Genomic DNA, 14,867 nt, shown 5'->3' with positions numbered 1-14,867 from the left:
CTCAACAGCTACTGGCGTGGATTTTCGACAACAGCGCGGGATCCGACGCCTCGGTGGCACCGGGTCGCAGGGTGGCGAGGACGGCGTCGATGTTGTCGTTGTGCGCCAGTGAGGTGAATTCGGTACCGAGGACCAGGTCGACGGAGTCGTCGGCGCGGCTGTCGTGGAACAGTTCGGTGCACGGCGCCACCAGCCATACCGCGGCCGCGGTGGCCTGACCGGCGGTGCCGAAGCGGATCTGACCCTGGCAGGTCAGCCGGGTGCCGGCGTACACCGGATCGTTGGCGGCGGACGGCTGGGCGAAGCCCAGGTCCCGCAGCGCGCCGGAGACGTCGGCGGCTTGACCGCCGCGACCGCTGGCATTGAGAACGCGGACCTTGGTCTCGTTGAGCTTCGCCGGGGCGACGTCCGCCATCTCCGACCGCGACACCGGCTCACCGACCTTGACCGTCGTCGACTCCGAAGTCTGCGGCGGCGGGTTGCATGTCGAGGCCTCGCGGACCTTCGCCGGCCGGCTCAGCGCGATGGTCCAGATGACCCCGGTCAATATCGTCAGCAGCAGGACCGCGATGATCGCCGGCCGGGGGTTGCGTCGCCGAAAGGGCCGACCGTGCTTGTCGAAAGCGGTTCCTTCGGTGATTTGCGCGACCACAAGTGCACTCTAATCCGACGCGGAACGCACTGTTTAAAGGCGAACTACGGAGTCAATCCAGGGGTGTGACGTAAATCACACTCTAATGAGCGGCGATCCGGGCACGAATCGTTTGGTGGATGCGTTCGACGCTGGTACAAAGCGTTGCTTGGGATATTGCGGGATTGAGCATTTCAAGGGCACAGAGGGTTAAGGGCAAGAGGGGATAGGACGGGGATAGGACGATGCCTACCGACTACGACGCTCCGCGGCGCACCGAGACTGACGACGTCTCCGAGGACTCGCTGGAGGAGCTCAAAGCGCGGCGAAACGAAGCGGCGTCGGCGGTAGTCGACGTGGACGAATCCGAATCAGCCGAGAATTTCGAGTTGCCCGGCGCCGACCTGTCGGGCGAAGAGTTGTCTGTGCGCGTGATTCCGAAGCAGGCCGACGAGTTCACCTGCTCGAGTTGCTTTCTGGTGCAACATCGCAGCCGACTGGCCAGCGAGAAGAACGGCGTCATGATCTGTACCGACTGCGCTGCCTGATTTCGATCAGCTGCCCTTTGCGCTCAGCTCCTCAGGGCCGACAGCACCCGCTCGGGGTGACGACAGCTCACCAGCCAGTACGGCGTGGGGTCATCGGGGTCGTCGAGTACGACCAGAACCATTGGGCCGACCCATGCCCGGTGCAGGACGAAAGCCGCCGGGTCGAGCCGCCGGCCCAGTGCCGCGGACTTGGCGGACGGAACGATTTCGGCGGACCGGGCGATCGCGGTGACCGGCAGATGCGCCTCGCCGGCCCAGAGCTCGACCTCGCTGGACGGTGACTCGCCGGTGACCCGGATCTCGATCCGGCCGAGCCACAGCAACGCGCCGGCCGCGACGGTGGACAGGATTGCGTATGGCAGCCAGTCGGGCAGCGCCCTGACGCCGAGGTTGACCTCGAAGGCGATGAGCCCCGCCAGAGCGAAGCCCAGCGGCCACCACCACCAGGGCACCCACAGTCGTTCGCGATATCGCACGCTGTGCGGTGCTATACGCGTACCGGACACGCGGTCAAGGGTAATCTCTGGGTCCGTGTCGACGAGTCTGGCCGTAGTCCGCCTCGACCCGGGTCTGCCCCTGCCCAGCCGCCCTCACGACGGCGACGCCGGTGTCGACCTGTACAGCGCCGAAGATGTCCAGCTGGCACCCGGGCATCGCGCCCTGGTGCGCACCGGCGTCGCGGTCGCCATCCCGTACGGGATGGTGGGCTTGGTTCACCCCCGTTCGGGATTGGCGTCCCGCGTGGGACTTTCGATCGTCAACAGTCCGGGCACCATCGATGCGGGCTACCGTGGTGAGATCAAGGTTTCGCTGATCAACCTCGACCCGCACGCGCCCATCGACGTGCACCGCGGCGACCGGATTGCCCAGCTGCTGGTGCAGCGGGTCGAGCTACTCGAGCTGGTCGAGGTCTCGTCCTTCGACGAGGCCGGGCTGGCGGAAACCTCCCGTGGCGACGGCGGTCACGGTTCCTCCGGCGGACACGCGAGTCTGTGACGCCGGCGACGATGCAGAGCAGGAGAGCGATGTGGAGGAGCGGCGCTGATGGCGGCATTCGGTAGACGCTCACGCAAAGACGACGGCCCGGAAGCTCCCGTCGAGCCGCCGGACGAAGCGCCCGAGGCCGCCGACGCGGAAGTCGAGGCGCAAGCCGCCCCAGACGACGAAGCCGGCGAGGAGCTGGAGGGCCCGTTCGACATCGACGACTTCGACGATCCGGCCGACGCGGAGCAGGCACGACTCGACCTCGGCTCGGTGCTGATCCCGATGCCGGCCGGCGGCCAGCTGCAGGTCGAGCTGACCGAGAGCGGGGTGCCCAGCGCGGTGTGGGTGGTCACGCCCAACGGGCGGTTCACCATCGCCGCCTACGCGGCGCCGAAGACTGGCGGACTGTGGCGCGAGGTGGCCGGCGAACTTGCCGACTCGCTGCGGCAAGACTCAGCCAAGGTCAGCATCAAGGACGGGCCATGGGGTCGGGAAGTCGTGGGCACCGCCTCGGGCGTGGTCCGATTCATCGGGGTCGACGGCTATCGCTGGATGATCCGCTGCGTTGTCAACGGTCCACACGAGACCATCGACGCGCTGGTCGAGGAAGCCCGCGCGGCGCTGGCCGACACCGTCGTCCGCCGTGGCGACACGCCATTGCCGGTGCGCACGCCGTTGCCGGTGCAGCTGCCCGAGCCGATGGTCGAGCAGCTTCGCGAGGCGGCCGCGCAGCAGGCCGCGCAGGCGATGGAGGCCCAACAGCAGTCCGGCCAGCCCGCAGCACGCCGCGGTGCCGAGGGCTCGGCGATGCAGCAGTTGCGCACCACGACCGGCGGCTGACCGCCGCGCATTGACGCCGAGCCTGCGGCAAGGGGCGGTTTCAAGATCGGTGTCGACAGCGGTCGGCGCGTATTGCCTGTTCACTAGCTGCTCGCGGCATTCGGTGTGAACTTGGGTCGTTCGGTGTGAAGTCAGGGTTTTCGGAGTGAGCACAGGGCGGGGATCAGCGCGATTTTCCGCCCTGGCTGCACATTCGAAGCCCAGGATTCACGCTGAAAGCCGGGAATTCACACCCGATGCACCCTGATGCGAGGTCAAACGTCGGCGAGGGCGGCGAGGCAGGCCGCGCCCAGCGCGGCGGCGTCTGCGCCGATCTGGTCCAGTGTCACCGTGCGCAACGCTGCACGCGGCGCGCAGCTCGCCCAGTCGACACCGACCTGCAGCGGATGGATCGGGTCGTCGACCGCCGCGGCCACCCCCAGCGGCACGGCCAGCCGTCGCAGCTCGGCCCGGGTCGGGGCGATGTAGGCCGCCGCCGCTTCCATCGCGTCGGGCAGCTGCGGCCACTGAGTCCGCCACGACCGGGCCAGCTCGTCGGCCAGCCAGAGCGGGCTGGATGCTCGCATCTGGCTAGTGGTGGCTTCCAGGCCGTCGCGACGCAGCTGGGACGCCGAATGCCGCGCCGCCAAAGCCGCCGGCGCCGAGTCCGGTTCCCCGGTCCAGGCCGGCAGCGCGGCCAGCACGGCAACCGCTTGCCCGGGATGAGCCAATGCCCACGCGACGGCCACCGCGGCGCCGATCGAAACCCCCCCGACGCCGATCGGCCCGGAACGCGCCGCCTCGTCCAAGGCGGCCAGATAGCCGTCGACCAGACGGTCCGGCTGCGGCGGCGGCGTCACCGCCACGGCGCCGGCCTCATGCAGGGGGCCGGAAAACGCCCGACCGACATAGTCGTCGTCGGATCCGGTTCCGGGCAGCACCACCATGGTGACCCCGTGCAAGTCGACAGCCATCCCTAGATAGTGCCCGGCGCCCGCGGGCGCTCCAAGATCGCCGCCGGCGGGGGCGGTTTCGGCTCAGTGGCGCCGGGGAACCAACAGGTCTACGGTTGCCGTTGGCATAGATAATCGTGCCGATTGCTGAGCACTGTCAGGAGTGGCCATGGGGGCCCAAGGTTTTCTGCGCCGGCTCTCCCGTCGGTTGACGGAGGACCCGGAGGAACTCGACAGCGAGGAGCTGTCCGACGAGGTCATTAGCACCGGCGCACAGCGGGTGATCGATTGCCACCGCGGCCAGGAAGTCACCATGGTGGGTACCTTGCGCAGCGTGGAAACCTGCGGCAAGGGTGGTTCCGGCGGGGTGCGCGCCGAACTGTTCGACGGCAGCGACACCGTCACGCTGGTCTGGTTGGGTCAGCGCCGCATCCCCGGTATCGACTCGGGCCGCACGCTGCGGGTGCACGGCCGGGTGGGCAACCTGGAGAACGGAACCAAAGCCATCTACAACCCGCATTACGAGATCGAGCGGTGACCGTTCCACCCGAGTTGGGAGATTCACCGGGCTCTCCCGTGACCGATAACCGCGTCCATCCGCAACGGTTGCTCGCGCAGGTTGGCGGGGTGAGCGGTCTCATCTACTCGACGGTGCCGGTGGTGATTTTCGTGGCGGCCTCCAGCCTGGCAGGCCTGCTGCCCGCGATCGGGCTGGCACTCGGCGCGGCCGCGCTGATCTTGGTGTGGCGGCTGATTCGGCGGGAATCCACCCAGCCGGCCCTTTCCGGGTTTTTCGGGGTGGCCATCTGCGCGCTGATCGCCTACGCCATGGGCCAGTCCAAGGGCTATTTCCTGCTAGGCATCTGGATGTCTTTGTTCTGGGCGGTGGTGTTCGCGGTGTCGATTCTGATCCGCAAGCCGGTGGTCGGCTACCTGTGGAGCTGGGCCAGCGGACGTGATCGGCGCTGGCGCAACGTGTCGCGGGCGGTGTATGCGTTCGACGTCGCCACGCTCTGCTGGACGCTGGTCTTCGCCGCCCGGTTCGTGGTCCAGGAGCTGCTGTACGACGCAGACAAGACGGGTTGGCTCGGGGTGGCGCGGATCGCGATGGGCTGGCCGCTGACCGCGGTCGCCGCGCTGGGAACCTACGCGGCGATCAAGGCCGCTCACCGTGCCATGCCGGCCGACGACGACGCCGCCGCCGGCACTGCGGTCGGGGGCGGTCCCGCCGGCGACGAAGAGCAGGGCTAGTCAGCGGCTGGCCTCGTCGCGGCTCGACAACAGCAGCTTGCTCAGCTCCTCCTCGACCTCGGTGACCGCCACGAAGAGCAGCTCGTCCCCACCTTCCAACGGCTCGTCGGCCTCCGGCACGATGACCCGCGGCCCGCGCAGGATCGTCACCAGCGCAGCGTCGCGCGGCAGCTGCAGTTTGCGCACCGGCTTGCCGCCCCAGGGGGTGTCGTCGGGCAGGGTGATCTCGACCAGGTTTGCCTGACCCTTGCGAAACTCCATCAGCCGCACCAGGTCGCCGACGGCGACAGCCTCCTCGATCAACGACGCCAGCATCCGCGGCGTGGACACGGCCACGTCCACCCCCCACGCGTCGGTGAACAGCCATTCGTTGCGGGGATCGTTGACCCGGGCCACCACGCGGGGCACCGCGAACTCGGTCTTGGCCAGCAGGCTGAGCACCACGTTGACCTTGTCGTCGCCGGTGGCCGCCACCACCACGTCGAACTCCTCGAGATGCACCGACTCGAGCAGACTCAGCTCGCAGGCGTCCCCGAGCCGCCAGTGCGCCGCCGGGATGGCGTCAACGTCGACGTGGTCGGGGTTGCGCTCGATCAAAGTGATGTCGTGGCCGTTCTCCACCAGTTCGCGGGTGACCGAGCGGCCGACCGCGCCGGCGCCCGCTACAGCTACCTTCATTTGCGGCGCTCCTCGGTCGTGCAGATCAACGGCTGGCTCCGGTGTCCAGGTCTTCGCTCGGCGGCAAGGCCGCGATGGCCACTGCCTCGGCGGCGCGTCCGGATATCGCCGCGACATAGACCTGATCGCCGGACTGGATGACCGTCTTGGGCCCCGGCAAGATGCCGGTTCCGAACCGGATCATGAAGGCCACCCGCGCGCCGGTCGCCTGCTCCAAATCGGTGGCGCGGTGTCCCACCCAGTCCTCGTGCAGGGTGACCTCGGAGACGGCGACGGTACCGGTCGGATCGCGCCATTTGGCGGTCTCGGTCTCCCGGATCAGTGCGTGCAGCAGCCGATCGGTGGTCCAGGGCACCGTGGCAATGGTGGGAATGCCAAGACGCTCGTAGACTTCGGCGCGCTTGGCGTCGTAGATCCGTGCGACGACGCGCTGCACCCCGAAGGTCTCCCGGGCCAGCCGCGCCGAGATGATGTTGGAGTTGTCCCCGGACGAGACGGCGGCGAAGGCATCGGTTTCCTCGATGCCGGCCCTGAGCAGCACATCCCGGTCGAACCCCTGGCCCAGCACACGCTCGCCGGCGAACTCCGGGCTGAGCCGGTTGAAAGACGCGCTGTCCCGGTCGATGACGGCGACGTCGTGGCCGATTCGGGACAGCCCGTCGGCAACCGAAGACCCCACCCGGCCGCACCCCATCACAATCACCCGCACTTGAGGTCCTCCCCGGTTGCGTGCTTATCGGTGAGCCACGTTGGCGAGCCGATTTCGGTAGGGACAATTCTCGCCTAGGGAACGCTACCGCCGCACCCGGGTGCGCTTACTCTTGGCTCTCGTGTCCAAACTTTCCACCGCCGCGCGCCGGTTGCTCATCGGTCGGCCGTTTCGCAGCGACCGGCTGAGTCACACGCTGCTGCCCAAGCGGATAGCTTTGCCGGTGTTCGCCTCGGACGCGCTGTCGTCGGTGGCCTACGCGCCCGAAGAGGTTTTCCTGATGCTGTCGGTGGGCGGGCTGGCGGCGTACGCGCTGACGCCGTGGATCGGCCTGGCGGTGGCCGCGGTGATGTTGGTGGTGGTGGCCAGCTACCGGCAGAACGTGCACGCCTACCCGTCCGGGGGCGGCGACTACGAGGTGGTGACCACAAACCTGGGCAATACCGCGGGCCTGGTTGTGGCCAGCGCTCTGATGGTGGATTACGTTCTGACCGTTGCCGTTTCGACCGCGTCGGCCATGTCCAACATCGGCTCGGCGGTGCAGGTCGTGGCGCAGCACAAGGTGTGGTTTTGCGTAGCCGCGATCCTGTTGGTGACGGCGATGAACCTGCGCGGGGTCCGCGAGTCCGGGCTGGCCTTCGCGATTCCGACCTACGCGTTCATCATCGGCGTCGTCGGCATGATCGGCTGGGGGCTGTTCCGGATCTTCGTGCTGGGCAACCCATTACGAGCCGAATCCGCCGGCTTCCACATGCATTCCGAGCACGGCCCGATAGTCGGGTTTGCGCTGGCGTTCCTGGTGGCCCGGGCGTTCTCCTCGGGTTGTGCGGCGCTGACCGGTGTGGAGGCGATCAGCAACGGGGTGCCGGCTTTCGAGAAACCCAAGTCCCGCAACGCGGCAACGACGTTGCTGATGTTGGGCGCCATCGCGGTGACACTGTTGATGGGCATCATATTGCTGGCCAAGAAGATTGGGGTTCAGCTGGTCGACGATCCCGCCACCCAGCTGTCCGGGGCGCCGCCCGGCTACTACCAGAAGACGCTGGTGACACAGCTGGCCGAGACGGTGTTCGGCGACTTTCGCATCGGGTTCCTGCTGATCGCCACGGTGACGGCGCTGATCTTGGTGTTGGCGGCAAACACCGCGTTCAACGGGTTTCCGGTGCTGGGTTCGGTCCTGGCCCAGCACAGCTACCTTCCGCGTCAACTGCACACCCGCGGCGACCGGTTGGCCTTCTCCAACGGAATCCTGTTTCTGGCGGGCGCGGCGCTCTTGGCGATCATTGCGTTTCGGGCCGAAGTCACCGCGCTGATCCAGCTGTACATCGTCGGCGTGTTCATTTCGTTCACGCTGAGTCAGATCGGCATGGTCCGGCACTGGACCCGATTGCTGCGCACCGAGACCGATCCCCGGCTGCGGCGCAAGATGATGCGCTCGCGGGTGGTCAACACGGTCGGGCTGGTTTCCACCGGCGCGGTTCTGCTGGTTGTGTTGGTGACGAAATTCCAAGCCGGCGCGAAATATGCCATCGCCGCGATGGCGCTGCTGTTCATCATCATGAAGCTGATCCGCAAGCATTACGACGCCGTCAACCGGGAATTGGCCGAGCAGGAGGCCGCCCAGCACGATGTCGTGTTGCCCAGCCGCAACCACGCGGTGGTCCTGGTGTCGAAATTGCATCTGCCTACCCTGCGTGCGCTGGCGTATGCGCGTGCCACTCGCCCCGATGTGCTGGAGGCGGTCACCGTCAGCGTCGACGACGCGGAAACCCGTGAGCTGGTGCACAAGTGGCAAGAGAGCGACATCAGCGTGCCGCTCAAGGTCATCGCCTCGCCCTACCGCGAAATCACCCGTCCCATACTCGATTACGTCAAACGGGTCAGCAAAGAGTCTCCCCGAACCGTGGTCACGGTGTTCATTCCGGAATACGTGGTTGGTCGTTGGTGGGAGCAGTTGCTGCACAATCAAAGTGCCTTGCGGCTCAAGGGCCGGTTGCTGTTCATGCCCGGAGTGATGGTGACTTCGGTTCCGTGGCAGCTGAGTTCGTCGGAGCGGATCAAGACGCTGCAGCCGCATGCCGCTCCAGGGGATGCCCGGCGGGGAATCTTCGATTGACGGTTCAATCTGCTTGCGCCGAACTGACTTTGGTCACCCGCGCGCCGGCGAACGGCGGCAGCTGCGTGGCACATCACGAAGGCCGGGTCGTGTTCGTCCGCTACGCGTTGCCCGGCGAACGCGTTCGCGCCCGGGTCACCGCCGATCGGGGATCCTATTGGCATGCAGTGGCTGTCGAAGTGATCGAGCCGTCGGCCGACCGGACGGAGTCGCTGTGTCCGATCGCCGGTGTCGACGGCGCCGGCTGCTGTGACCTGGCGTTCGTCGAACCGGATGCGGCCAGGCAGCTCAAGGCGCAAGTGGTGGCCAATCAGCTGCAGCGGCTCGGCGGCCATGAATGGAGCGGCGACTCGGAACCGATCGGCGCCCCCATCGGTTGGCGAACCCGCGTCCGGCTCGACGTTGGGCCCGACGGTCGCCCCGGCTTTCACCGCTACCACAGTGACGAGCTGGTGGCCGACCTGCGCTGCGCGCAGCTACCGGACGGAATGCTGGACGGGCTGGACGGCCCCGACTGGCCGCCCGGCGCCCAGCTGCACGTGGCCCTCGACGACGACGACACCAGGCATGTGGTCCGCACCTTACGGACCGGCAAGCGGACCGCCACCACGGTGATGGAAGGCGGCTACGAAGCTGTGCAGCGGGTGGGCCGGCGCAGCTGGCGGGTGCCGGTGACAGCGTTCTGGCAGGCGCATCGGGCCGCCGCGAACGTATACAGCAGTCTCGTCGTCGACTGGGCGCAGCCCGGCGCCGGCATGACGGCGTGGGATCTCTACGGCGGCGCGGGTGTCTTCGCCGCAGCGCTGGGCGAAGCGGTGGGGGAGTCGGGGCGGGTGGTCACCGTCGACACTTCCCGCGCGGCGGCGCGGGCCGCTCGGACCGCGCTGGCTGACTTGCCGCGGGTGCAGGTCGTCACCGATTCGGTGCGCCGTGCCCTGCACGCCCAACACGCGAGCGCTGACGTTGCGGTGCTGGATCCGCCGCGTTCAGGTGCCGGGCGCGAGGTCGTCGACCTGCTCGCCGCGGCCGGCGTACCGCGTGTGGTGCATATCGGCTGCGAGGCAGCGGCTTTCGCGCGTGATATCGGTCTGTATCGCGGTCATGGGTATGTCGTCGAGAAGCTCAAGGTGTTCGACGCATTCCCGCTGACCCATCACGTCGAATGCGTCGCGCTGTTGACGTCCGCGTCGAGACTGCGGTGAGGGCGCGGCCGTGACCCTGACGCGCCCCCTGTGCGCAGGCTCGGCGCCACGGTTGCAGGCTCGGTGCCTCCTTCGTGCGCCGGGTCAGGCCCGGGCGTCTCGGACTCGCCGGTTGGCACCGTGGTGGGTATGACGGCCGTGATGCGGGTGCCGCGCCCGGGCGCGGTGTCGATGGTGAGGTCGCCGCCGATGGCTGAGATGCGGTCGCTCATGTTGGTCAGTCCGGCGCCGATGGTTGCGGGGTCGAATCCGCGGCCGGTGTCGCTGATCGTGAGGGTCAGTGTGCCGTCGTCGGCATGGGCCGTGATGGTGACCGTGGTGTTCTCGCCGCCGTGTTTGGTGGCGTTCTGCAACGCTTCGCTGCAGCAGAAATACAGGGCGGCCTCGACCGACGCGTCGTAGCGGCCGACGCCCTCCAGGTTCAGTTGCACAGGAATGGGGGCGTGGGCGACGACCGCCGGCAGCGCCGCGGCCAGACCACCGCTCACGAGCAGCGGGGGATAGATCCCGTGGGCGAGTCGGCGGATCTCCGCGATCGCCGTCTCCACCAGTCCGGACGCCTCGGCGAGCAGCGGTTGGTATCGGTCCGGCCCGGAGGTGCGAGCGAGCTGGATGAGCACCGCCAGGGCGACGAGGTGTTGTTGGGCGCCGTCGTGCAGGTCCCGTTCCAGACGGCGTCGTTCCTCATCGGCCGCGGTGATCAGCCGGCCACGTGATGCCTCCAATTGCGCGGCGCGCTCGGCGAGCAGTTTCTCCGACGTTCGTAGCGCATTGGCGTTATTCCACACAATCACCAGGATGAGCAGGGCATTGACCGGCATTGCTGAGACGATGAATGCGGTCTCGATCCAGCGAGGCGGTTGAGCTGCGGAGTGCGCGACATTCTGGAAGCGCGCCAGTGCGGCCAGGCCCAGGACGCAGCCTGCGGTGATCATGGTGAAGGCCAGCCCGCGGCGTCGGCTGATGTAGGGCTCCGCGAAAACGACGGGTATCAGCGCCGCGAGCACCAGCACCGGCAGCAGGACCGGCGCGACGAACGTGATGAGCAAAACGGCGATCCAGTTACCGACACAAACCAGCGTGATCGATCGCTGATATCTGCGCTGCCGTGCCAGGCGCAGCGCGACCACCAGCACGGCAGACTGCGCGGTGCTGATCCCGGCGATGGCCAGAAACCAGGACGATCGCAGCACATATTGGTACTCCCAGAGCGGCAGCATCACGCCGGTACCGAAGTACATGGCCAGATACCCGTAACCAAGGAAAAGCTGAAAGCGTTCCGCCTTCAGGCGGTAGACGAGGTCGTGGCCCAACAAGGACGAAGACCGGACGGCCGCGTGAAGAAGGACCTTCGGCACCCGCCAATAGGGCACCGAGGCGGCCGGAGTCGCCGGCCTCAGTGGGGTGCTCGCCATAGCCGGGTCAGCAGATCTGGGCTCAGGTGTTCCTTGTGCAGGTATGCCGCGGCGCCACAGTCGGTGGCCCCGGCGGGAAGATCTTCGAGGTCGTAGGTCGACATCAGCAGGATCATCAACTCTGGGTGGGCGGCCCGCAGACGGCGGGTGGCTTCGATGCCCCCCATTCCCGGCATATGAATATCCATCAGCACGATCCCGGCGTCGCGGTCGCGAAGCAGTTCGATCGCGGATTCGCCCGTCTCGCATTCGCCGGCCATGACGAAATCTTCGGTGGCGGCCACGGTGGCGGCAGTCGCGAGCCGGAAACTGGCTTGGTCATCGACGACCCAGACTGGAACCCTCTCGTCCCGCACCAGCGAATTATGCGCAGGCCGTTGGGCCCACACCATGGTGTACACACCACACTTCGTAACGCTGTCGACGCTCACCGGTTTAGGCCGAGACGTCGTCGAGGAACATCAGTACGGCCTTGACCCGCCGATCGACTGAGTCATCGACGCTCAAGCCGAGCTTGGCGAATATCGAATTTATGTGCTTTTCCACCGCCCGCTGAGACAACACCAGCCGTTGCGCCACCGTGCGATTGCTGAGCCCGGTGGCCAACTCGGCGAGCACCTCGCGTTCCCTTGGGGTCAGTCGGCTCAGTGTTGCCGCCGAACGCGGCTGGGCCAGTAGCGCCTCCACCACCAGTGGATCGAGGACCGTGCCGCCGGCCGCGACTTGGTGCACCGCCTCGCTGAGCTGGTCGAAGTGCGAGATTCGTTCCTTCAACAGATACCCGCGGGACGCCGTACCGCCGTCCAGCAGCCCCGCCGCATAGCTCGGATCCGCGTATTGCGATAGCACGATCACCCCGGTATCGGGATGCGCCGTGCGCATCCACCGGGCCAACCGAATCCCCTCGTCGGTCGAGGTAGGCGGCATCCGAACGTCGGTGAACAGCATCGTCGGTCGATGCTTTTCGACCAGTTCCACCGTGGAGTCATAGTCTTCGGCAACCCCGACGACCGTCACATCAGGATCGGTTGCCAATGCCCTGGACACGCTGTCTCGCACCAGCAGGGAGTCCTCGGCAATGAGGACCGAAATTGGACCACTCACCTCGGTGCCATCCTTCGCCGCTCGACGTCGTCAGGGTGTCGGTGAAATTATCCGCGGACTGGCGCCGGTTTGCTCGGGTAATGCGCTACCCGATTCTCCGCGGAAGCGCTCGGATGACGCACAGGACGGCGGAACTGTCGCTGTTTCCCTCCTGCGTGCCGGGTTTTCACGCACGACGCCGGCCGCCGGCTCCGAGCGTCTTGGCTTCGGCGAGGCTGACCAGTCGCTCGTCGCAGGCTTGCCAGCCGATATCCACCCACATCGCGCGGCCCGAGCTGTCCGTTCTCAGCACCAAGGTGGATCTCGTGATCGTTTCCCTTCTGCGGCCAGGTCGTATCGCCACCGGCGATACCCTCAGCACCAGGTCACGGATAGTACGCATTGCACGTCGTCCCTTACACATCCTCATCGCGGGCATGTCGCTGCCTCGGATTCTTTGGCTGCGGTAGCTGCACAACCATGGTCGACGTTGACCCAGGCCGGGGGCAGCCTGCCGGCACTACGATTCTTGGTGGTGCGTGCACGGTGGTGTGTACACCAACTCCATGGTTCCCGCGGCACGCTTCCCGACCATCATCTTGATCACCAAACCGACTGCCGCACAGACTGATAACGAGTACGAACCAGCGGCCAACCCACCACGACGTGGCCTACCAGGTTGCGACGCTGATGCGTACACCCGGGGGTGCACATCACTGACAAATGTGGTGTGCGCTCTCTCGCCGGGTCCCGCGCATCCGACAAAACTCCATGGCTATCCGAGGCAAACCAACCGAGGTTGGCAAGCCGACATGACAAGGAGGCGTGAAATGTCGCAACCATCAACGACATCTGCAGCAACACCCGAGGTCATCGAAGATGTCGAACCAGCCTTGGTTGACGACGCGGTCTCCGATGCGCCCGTTCTCATCACCGAGCAGGAAGTCGCGTTCAGCACCGCGGTGGCATTGTCGCCGCGGCCGGCGTCGAGACCGCGCCGGCTTATCGAGGCGATCCGGGCGGCCGGTGCCGCATTGCGCCTGCCTCCGCCGAAAAACCACCTCCCGCAGCCCAACAGGTACCTCGAGCACTCCCGGATGGCCCGCGAGATGGGCCGCCTGTGACCCGCAACGCCGAATAACGAGGCAGCACAAGAGTTTTCAGCACATTCAGGCCAACACGAAGTATCGCAACCACAAGTAGACCGCGGATATCGCAATGGACACCGCCGCGACCGTCGCCCCCTTGCGAGTGAATTCCCAGAAGGAGATCGGACTTTCGGCGCGGCGGGCGATGCCCAGGATCACCACGTTGGCGCTGGCGCCGACGGCGGTGAGGTTGCCACCGAGGTCGGTCCCCAGCACCAGCGCCCACCACAGCACATGTGGGTGCTGGCTGCCCACCATCGAAGGCAGCAGCTGGCCGACGATCGGCGCCATGGTCGCCGCGTACGGAACGTTGTTGATGATGCCGCTGAGCACGAATGACACCACAAGAATCAACATCGTGGTCAACAGCGCATGGCCACCGGTTGCTTCGGTGGCCATGCGCGCCAGTTGGTTGACGACGCCAGTCTTGACCAGGGCGCCGACCATGACGAACAGCCCGGTGAAGAACAGCAGTGTGTCCCATTCGACGGCGGACAGGTAGTCGGAGTGCTCCAGCCCGGAGATCACCACCAGAATGCCGGCCCCCAGCAGCGCCACGACGGAGGGCTCCATGCGTAACGCCGAGTGGGCGATGAACCCGATCAGAACCGCAAGCAGGACGGCGCCGGACTTGATGAGCAGCCGCGGATCGCGGATCGCTTCGCGTTCTTCCAGCGACATCACGTCGGCGACCCGCTCGGGCTCGACATCGAACGCGCCGGGAAAAAGCCGCGGCAACAGCGCGATGAAGACGCCGATGATGACGAGCACCACGGGCGTCGCGTGAATCAGAAAGTCGTTGAAGCTCAGGCCCGCCCGGCTGGCGATGATGATGCTGGGCGGGTCGCCGATCAACGTCGCCGTGCCGCCGATGTTCGACGCGAACACCTCGGCCATCAAAAACGGCGCCGGCCCGATCGCCAGCCGGTCGCACACCAGCAGCGTCACCGGGGCCACCAGCAACACGGTGGTGACGTTGTCCAGCAGGGCCGACGCGAAAGCGGTGACCAACACCAGCAGGATCATGATGCGCAGCGGGGAGCCCTTGGCCCGTTTGGCCGCCCAGATGGCGATGTATTCGAACACCCCGGTCTGGCGCAGCACGCTGACAATGATCATCATGCCGAGCAGCAAAAAGATTACGTCCCAATCGATCCCGGTCTCGCGGGAGTAGAAGACGTCGTCGGATCTGATCACCGGCAAGGCGACCACGATCGCCGCACCCGTCAGCGCCACCAACGTCTTGTTGACCCGGTCGCCGGCGATCAGCGCATAGGCCACCACGAACACGGCGATCGCGATGTAGTTCATCGAGATTCCTGCGCTGCTC

The 14,867-nt window shown here is 66.6% G+C and carries 18 protein-coding genes; 8 read left to right on the top strand and 10 right to left on the bottom strand.

Annotation, left to right across the window (positions count from 1 at the left end; all coding sequences use genetic code 11):
• Position 1: 1 nt before the first annotated feature.
• Positions 2–652 carry an envelope integrity protein Cei gene (cei, locus tag AC5Y2L_RS11875; RefSeq protein WP_499939775.1) on the bottom strand — a complete coding sequence of 217 codons (651 nt, stop codon included), beginning with the start codon at positions 650–652 and terminating at the stop codon, positions 2–4.
• Positions 653–876: 224 nt separating this feature from the next.
• On the opposite strand from cei, the gene AC5Y2L_RS11870 reads away from it, so the two are divergent.
• Positions 877–1,179 carry a DUF4193 domain-containing protein gene (locus AC5Y2L_RS11870; protein ID WP_036468275.1) on the top strand — a complete coding sequence of 101 codons (303 nt, stop codon included), beginning with the start codon at positions 877–879 and terminating at the stop codon, positions 1,177–1,179.
• Positions 1,180–1,202: 23 nt separating this feature from the next.
• Here AC5Y2L_RS11870 and AC5Y2L_RS11865 read toward each other — a convergent pair whose 3' ends face one another.
• The gene (locus tag AC5Y2L_RS11865) at positions 1,203–1,685 is read right to left on the bottom strand and encodes a DUF3093 domain-containing protein (RefSeq protein WP_499939772.1); all 483 of its coding nucleotides are present in this window, start codon (positions 1,683–1,685) and stop codon (positions 1,203–1,205) included.
• A gap of 25 nt (positions 1,686–1,710) precedes the next feature.
• Here AC5Y2L_RS11865 and dut point away from each other — a divergent pair, with 25 nt between their 5' ends.
• Positions 1,711–2,175: a dUTP diphosphatase gene (gene dut, locus AC5Y2L_RS11860; protein WP_499939771.1), complete on the top strand. Its 465-nt coding sequence runs from the start codon at positions 1,711–1,713 to the stop codon at positions 2,173–2,175.
• Positions 2,176–2,223: 48 nt separating this feature from the next.
• A complete protein-coding gene (locus tag AC5Y2L_RS11855; protein WP_499939769.1) occupies positions 2,224–3,003 on the top strand; it encodes a DUF3710 domain-containing protein in 780 nt (259 codons plus the stop codon).
• Positions 3,004–3,257: 254 nt separating this feature from the next.
• Here AC5Y2L_RS11855 and AC5Y2L_RS11850 read toward each other — a convergent pair whose 3' ends face one another.
• Complete coding sequence (locus AC5Y2L_RS11850; protein ID WP_499939767.1) at positions 3,258–3,956, bottom strand: alpha/beta hydrolase; 699 nt, start codon at positions 3,954–3,956, stop codon at positions 3,258–3,260.
• Between the two features lie 148 nt (positions 3,957–4,104).
• Between AC5Y2L_RS11850 and AC5Y2L_RS11845 the strand changes: the two genes are divergently transcribed.
• Together AC5Y2L_RS11845 and AC5Y2L_RS11840 are read left to right on the top strand one after the other, a co-directional pair.
• Positions 4,105–4,473, top strand: coding sequence for an OB-fold nucleic acid binding domain-containing protein (locus AC5Y2L_RS11845; RefSeq protein WP_499939765.1), 369 nt, complete (start codon positions 4,105–4,107; stop codon positions 4,471–4,473).
• Positions 4,474–4,511: 38 nt separating this feature from the next.
• Positions 4,512–5,186 (top strand): DUF3159 domain-containing protein, encoded by a 675-nt coding sequence (locus AC5Y2L_RS11840; RefSeq protein ID WP_499939764.1) that lies wholly within the window; start codon positions 4,512–4,514, stop codon positions 5,184–5,186.
• Here the strand turns inward: AC5Y2L_RS11840 and AC5Y2L_RS11835 are convergent, their stop codons facing one another.
• Together AC5Y2L_RS11835 and AC5Y2L_RS11830 are read right to left on the bottom strand one after the other, a co-directional pair.
• On the bottom strand, positions 5,187–5,864 hold the full coding sequence (locus tag AC5Y2L_RS11835; RefSeq protein WP_499939762.1) for a potassium channel family protein: 678 nt from the start codon (positions 5,862–5,864) through the stop codon (positions 5,187–5,189).
• Positions 5,865–5,889: 25 nt separating this feature from the next.
• A complete protein-coding gene (locus AC5Y2L_RS11830; protein WP_499939760.1) occupies positions 5,890–6,573 on the bottom strand; it encodes a potassium channel family protein in 684 nt (227 codons plus the stop codon).
• 121 nt (positions 6,574–6,694) lie between these two features.
• Here AC5Y2L_RS11830 and AC5Y2L_RS11825 point away from each other — a divergent pair, with 121 nt between their 5' ends.
• Together AC5Y2L_RS11825 and AC5Y2L_RS11820 are read left to right on the top strand one after the other, a co-directional pair.
• Positions 6,695–8,689, top strand: coding sequence for an APC family permease (locus AC5Y2L_RS11825; protein WP_499939758.1), 1,995 nt, complete (start codon positions 6,695–6,697; stop codon positions 8,687–8,689).
• On the top strand, positions 8,686–9,891 hold the full coding sequence (locus AC5Y2L_RS11820) for a class I SAM-dependent RNA methyltransferase (protein WP_499939756.1): 1,206 nt from the start codon (positions 8,686–8,688) through the stop codon (positions 9,889–9,891). Before AC5Y2L_RS11825 ends, AC5Y2L_RS11820 begins: the two co-directional genes overlap by 4 nt.
• On the opposite strand, the gene AC5Y2L_RS11815 is transcribed toward AC5Y2L_RS11820, so the two are convergent.
• From AC5Y2L_RS11815 to AC5Y2L_RS11800, 4 genes are all read right to left on the bottom strand, one after another.
• The gene (locus tag AC5Y2L_RS11815; protein ID WP_499939754.1) at positions 9,843–11,306 is read right to left on the bottom strand and encodes a sensor histidine kinase; all 1,464 of its coding nucleotides are present in this window, start codon (positions 11,304–11,306) and stop codon (positions 9,843–9,845) included. The genes AC5Y2L_RS11820 and AC5Y2L_RS11815 overlap by 49 nt on opposite strands.
• Positions 11,288–11,662: a response regulator gene (locus AC5Y2L_RS11810; protein WP_499939752.1), complete on the bottom strand. Its 375-nt coding sequence runs from the start codon at positions 11,660–11,662 to the stop codon at positions 11,288–11,290. Before AC5Y2L_RS11810 ends, AC5Y2L_RS11815 begins: the two co-directional genes overlap by 19 nt.
• A gap of 79 nt (positions 11,663–11,741) precedes the next feature.
• Positions 11,742–12,410, bottom strand: a complete 669-nt coding sequence (locus AC5Y2L_RS11805) for a response regulator (protein ID WP_499939750.1) — start codon at positions 12,408–12,410, stop codon at positions 11,742–11,744.
• A gap of 166 nt (positions 12,411–12,576) precedes the next feature.
• On the bottom strand, positions 12,577–12,792 hold the full coding sequence (locus AC5Y2L_RS11800; protein ID WP_499939748.1) for a hypothetical protein: 216 nt from the start codon (positions 12,790–12,792) through the stop codon (positions 12,577–12,579).
• Between the two features lie 427 nt (positions 12,793–13,219).
• Here AC5Y2L_RS11800 and AC5Y2L_RS11795 point away from each other — a divergent pair, with 427 nt between their 5' ends.
• Entirely contained in the window at positions 13,220–13,513 is a 294-nt protein-coding gene (locus AC5Y2L_RS11795; RefSeq protein WP_499939746.1) for a hypothetical protein, read from the top strand.
• A 45-nt stretch (positions 13,514–13,558) separates the two neighbouring features.
• On the opposite strand, the gene AC5Y2L_RS11790 is transcribed toward AC5Y2L_RS11795, so the two are convergent.
• Positions 13,559–14,848, bottom strand: a complete 1,290-nt coding sequence (locus AC5Y2L_RS11790) for an ArsB/NhaD family transporter (protein WP_499939744.1) — start codon at positions 14,846–14,848, stop codon at positions 13,559–13,561.
• Between the last annotated feature and the right edge of the window lie 19 nt (positions 14,849–14,867).

The organism is Mycobacterium sp. NGS66 (genome assembly GCF_059812225.1).
This window is presented reverse-complemented; position numbering and strand designations above follow the sequence as displayed.

Coding starts and splice junctions, on each gene's coding strand:
- AC5Y2L_RS11870 (WP_036468275.1), top strand. CDS start 877: ATGCCTACCGACTACGACGCTCCGCGGCGCACCGAGACTGACGACGTC.
- AC5Y2L_RS11855 (WP_499939769.1), top strand. CDS start 2,224: ATGGCGGCATTCGGTAGACGCTCACGCAAAGACGACGGCCCGGAAGCT.
- AC5Y2L_RS11850 (WP_499939767.1), bottom strand. CDS start 3,956: ATGGCTGTCGACTTGCACGGGGTCACCATGGTGGTGCTGCCCGGAACC.
- AC5Y2L_RS11845 (WP_499939765.1), top strand. CDS start 4,105: ATGGGGGCCCAAGGTTTTCTGCGCCGGCTCTCCCGTCGGTTGACGGAG.
- AC5Y2L_RS11835 (WP_499939762.1), bottom strand. CDS start 5,864: ATGAAGGTAGCTGTAGCGGGCGCCGGCGCGGTCGGCCGCTCGGTCACC.
- AC5Y2L_RS11815 (WP_499939754.1), bottom strand. CDS start 11,306: ATGGCGAGCACCCCACTGAGGCCGGCGACTCCGGCCGCCTCGGTGCCC.
- AC5Y2L_RS11800 (WP_499939748.1), bottom strand. CDS start 12,792: ATGCGTACTATCCGTGACCTGGTGCTGAGGGTATCGCCGGTGGCGATA.
- AC5Y2L_RS11795 (WP_499939746.1), top strand. CDS start 13,220: ATGTCGCAACCATCAACGACATCTGCAGCAACACCCGAGGTCATCGAA.
- AC5Y2L_RS11790 (WP_499939744.1), bottom strand. CDS start 14,848: ATGAACTACATCGCGATCGCCGTGTTCGTGGTGGCCTATGCGCTGATC.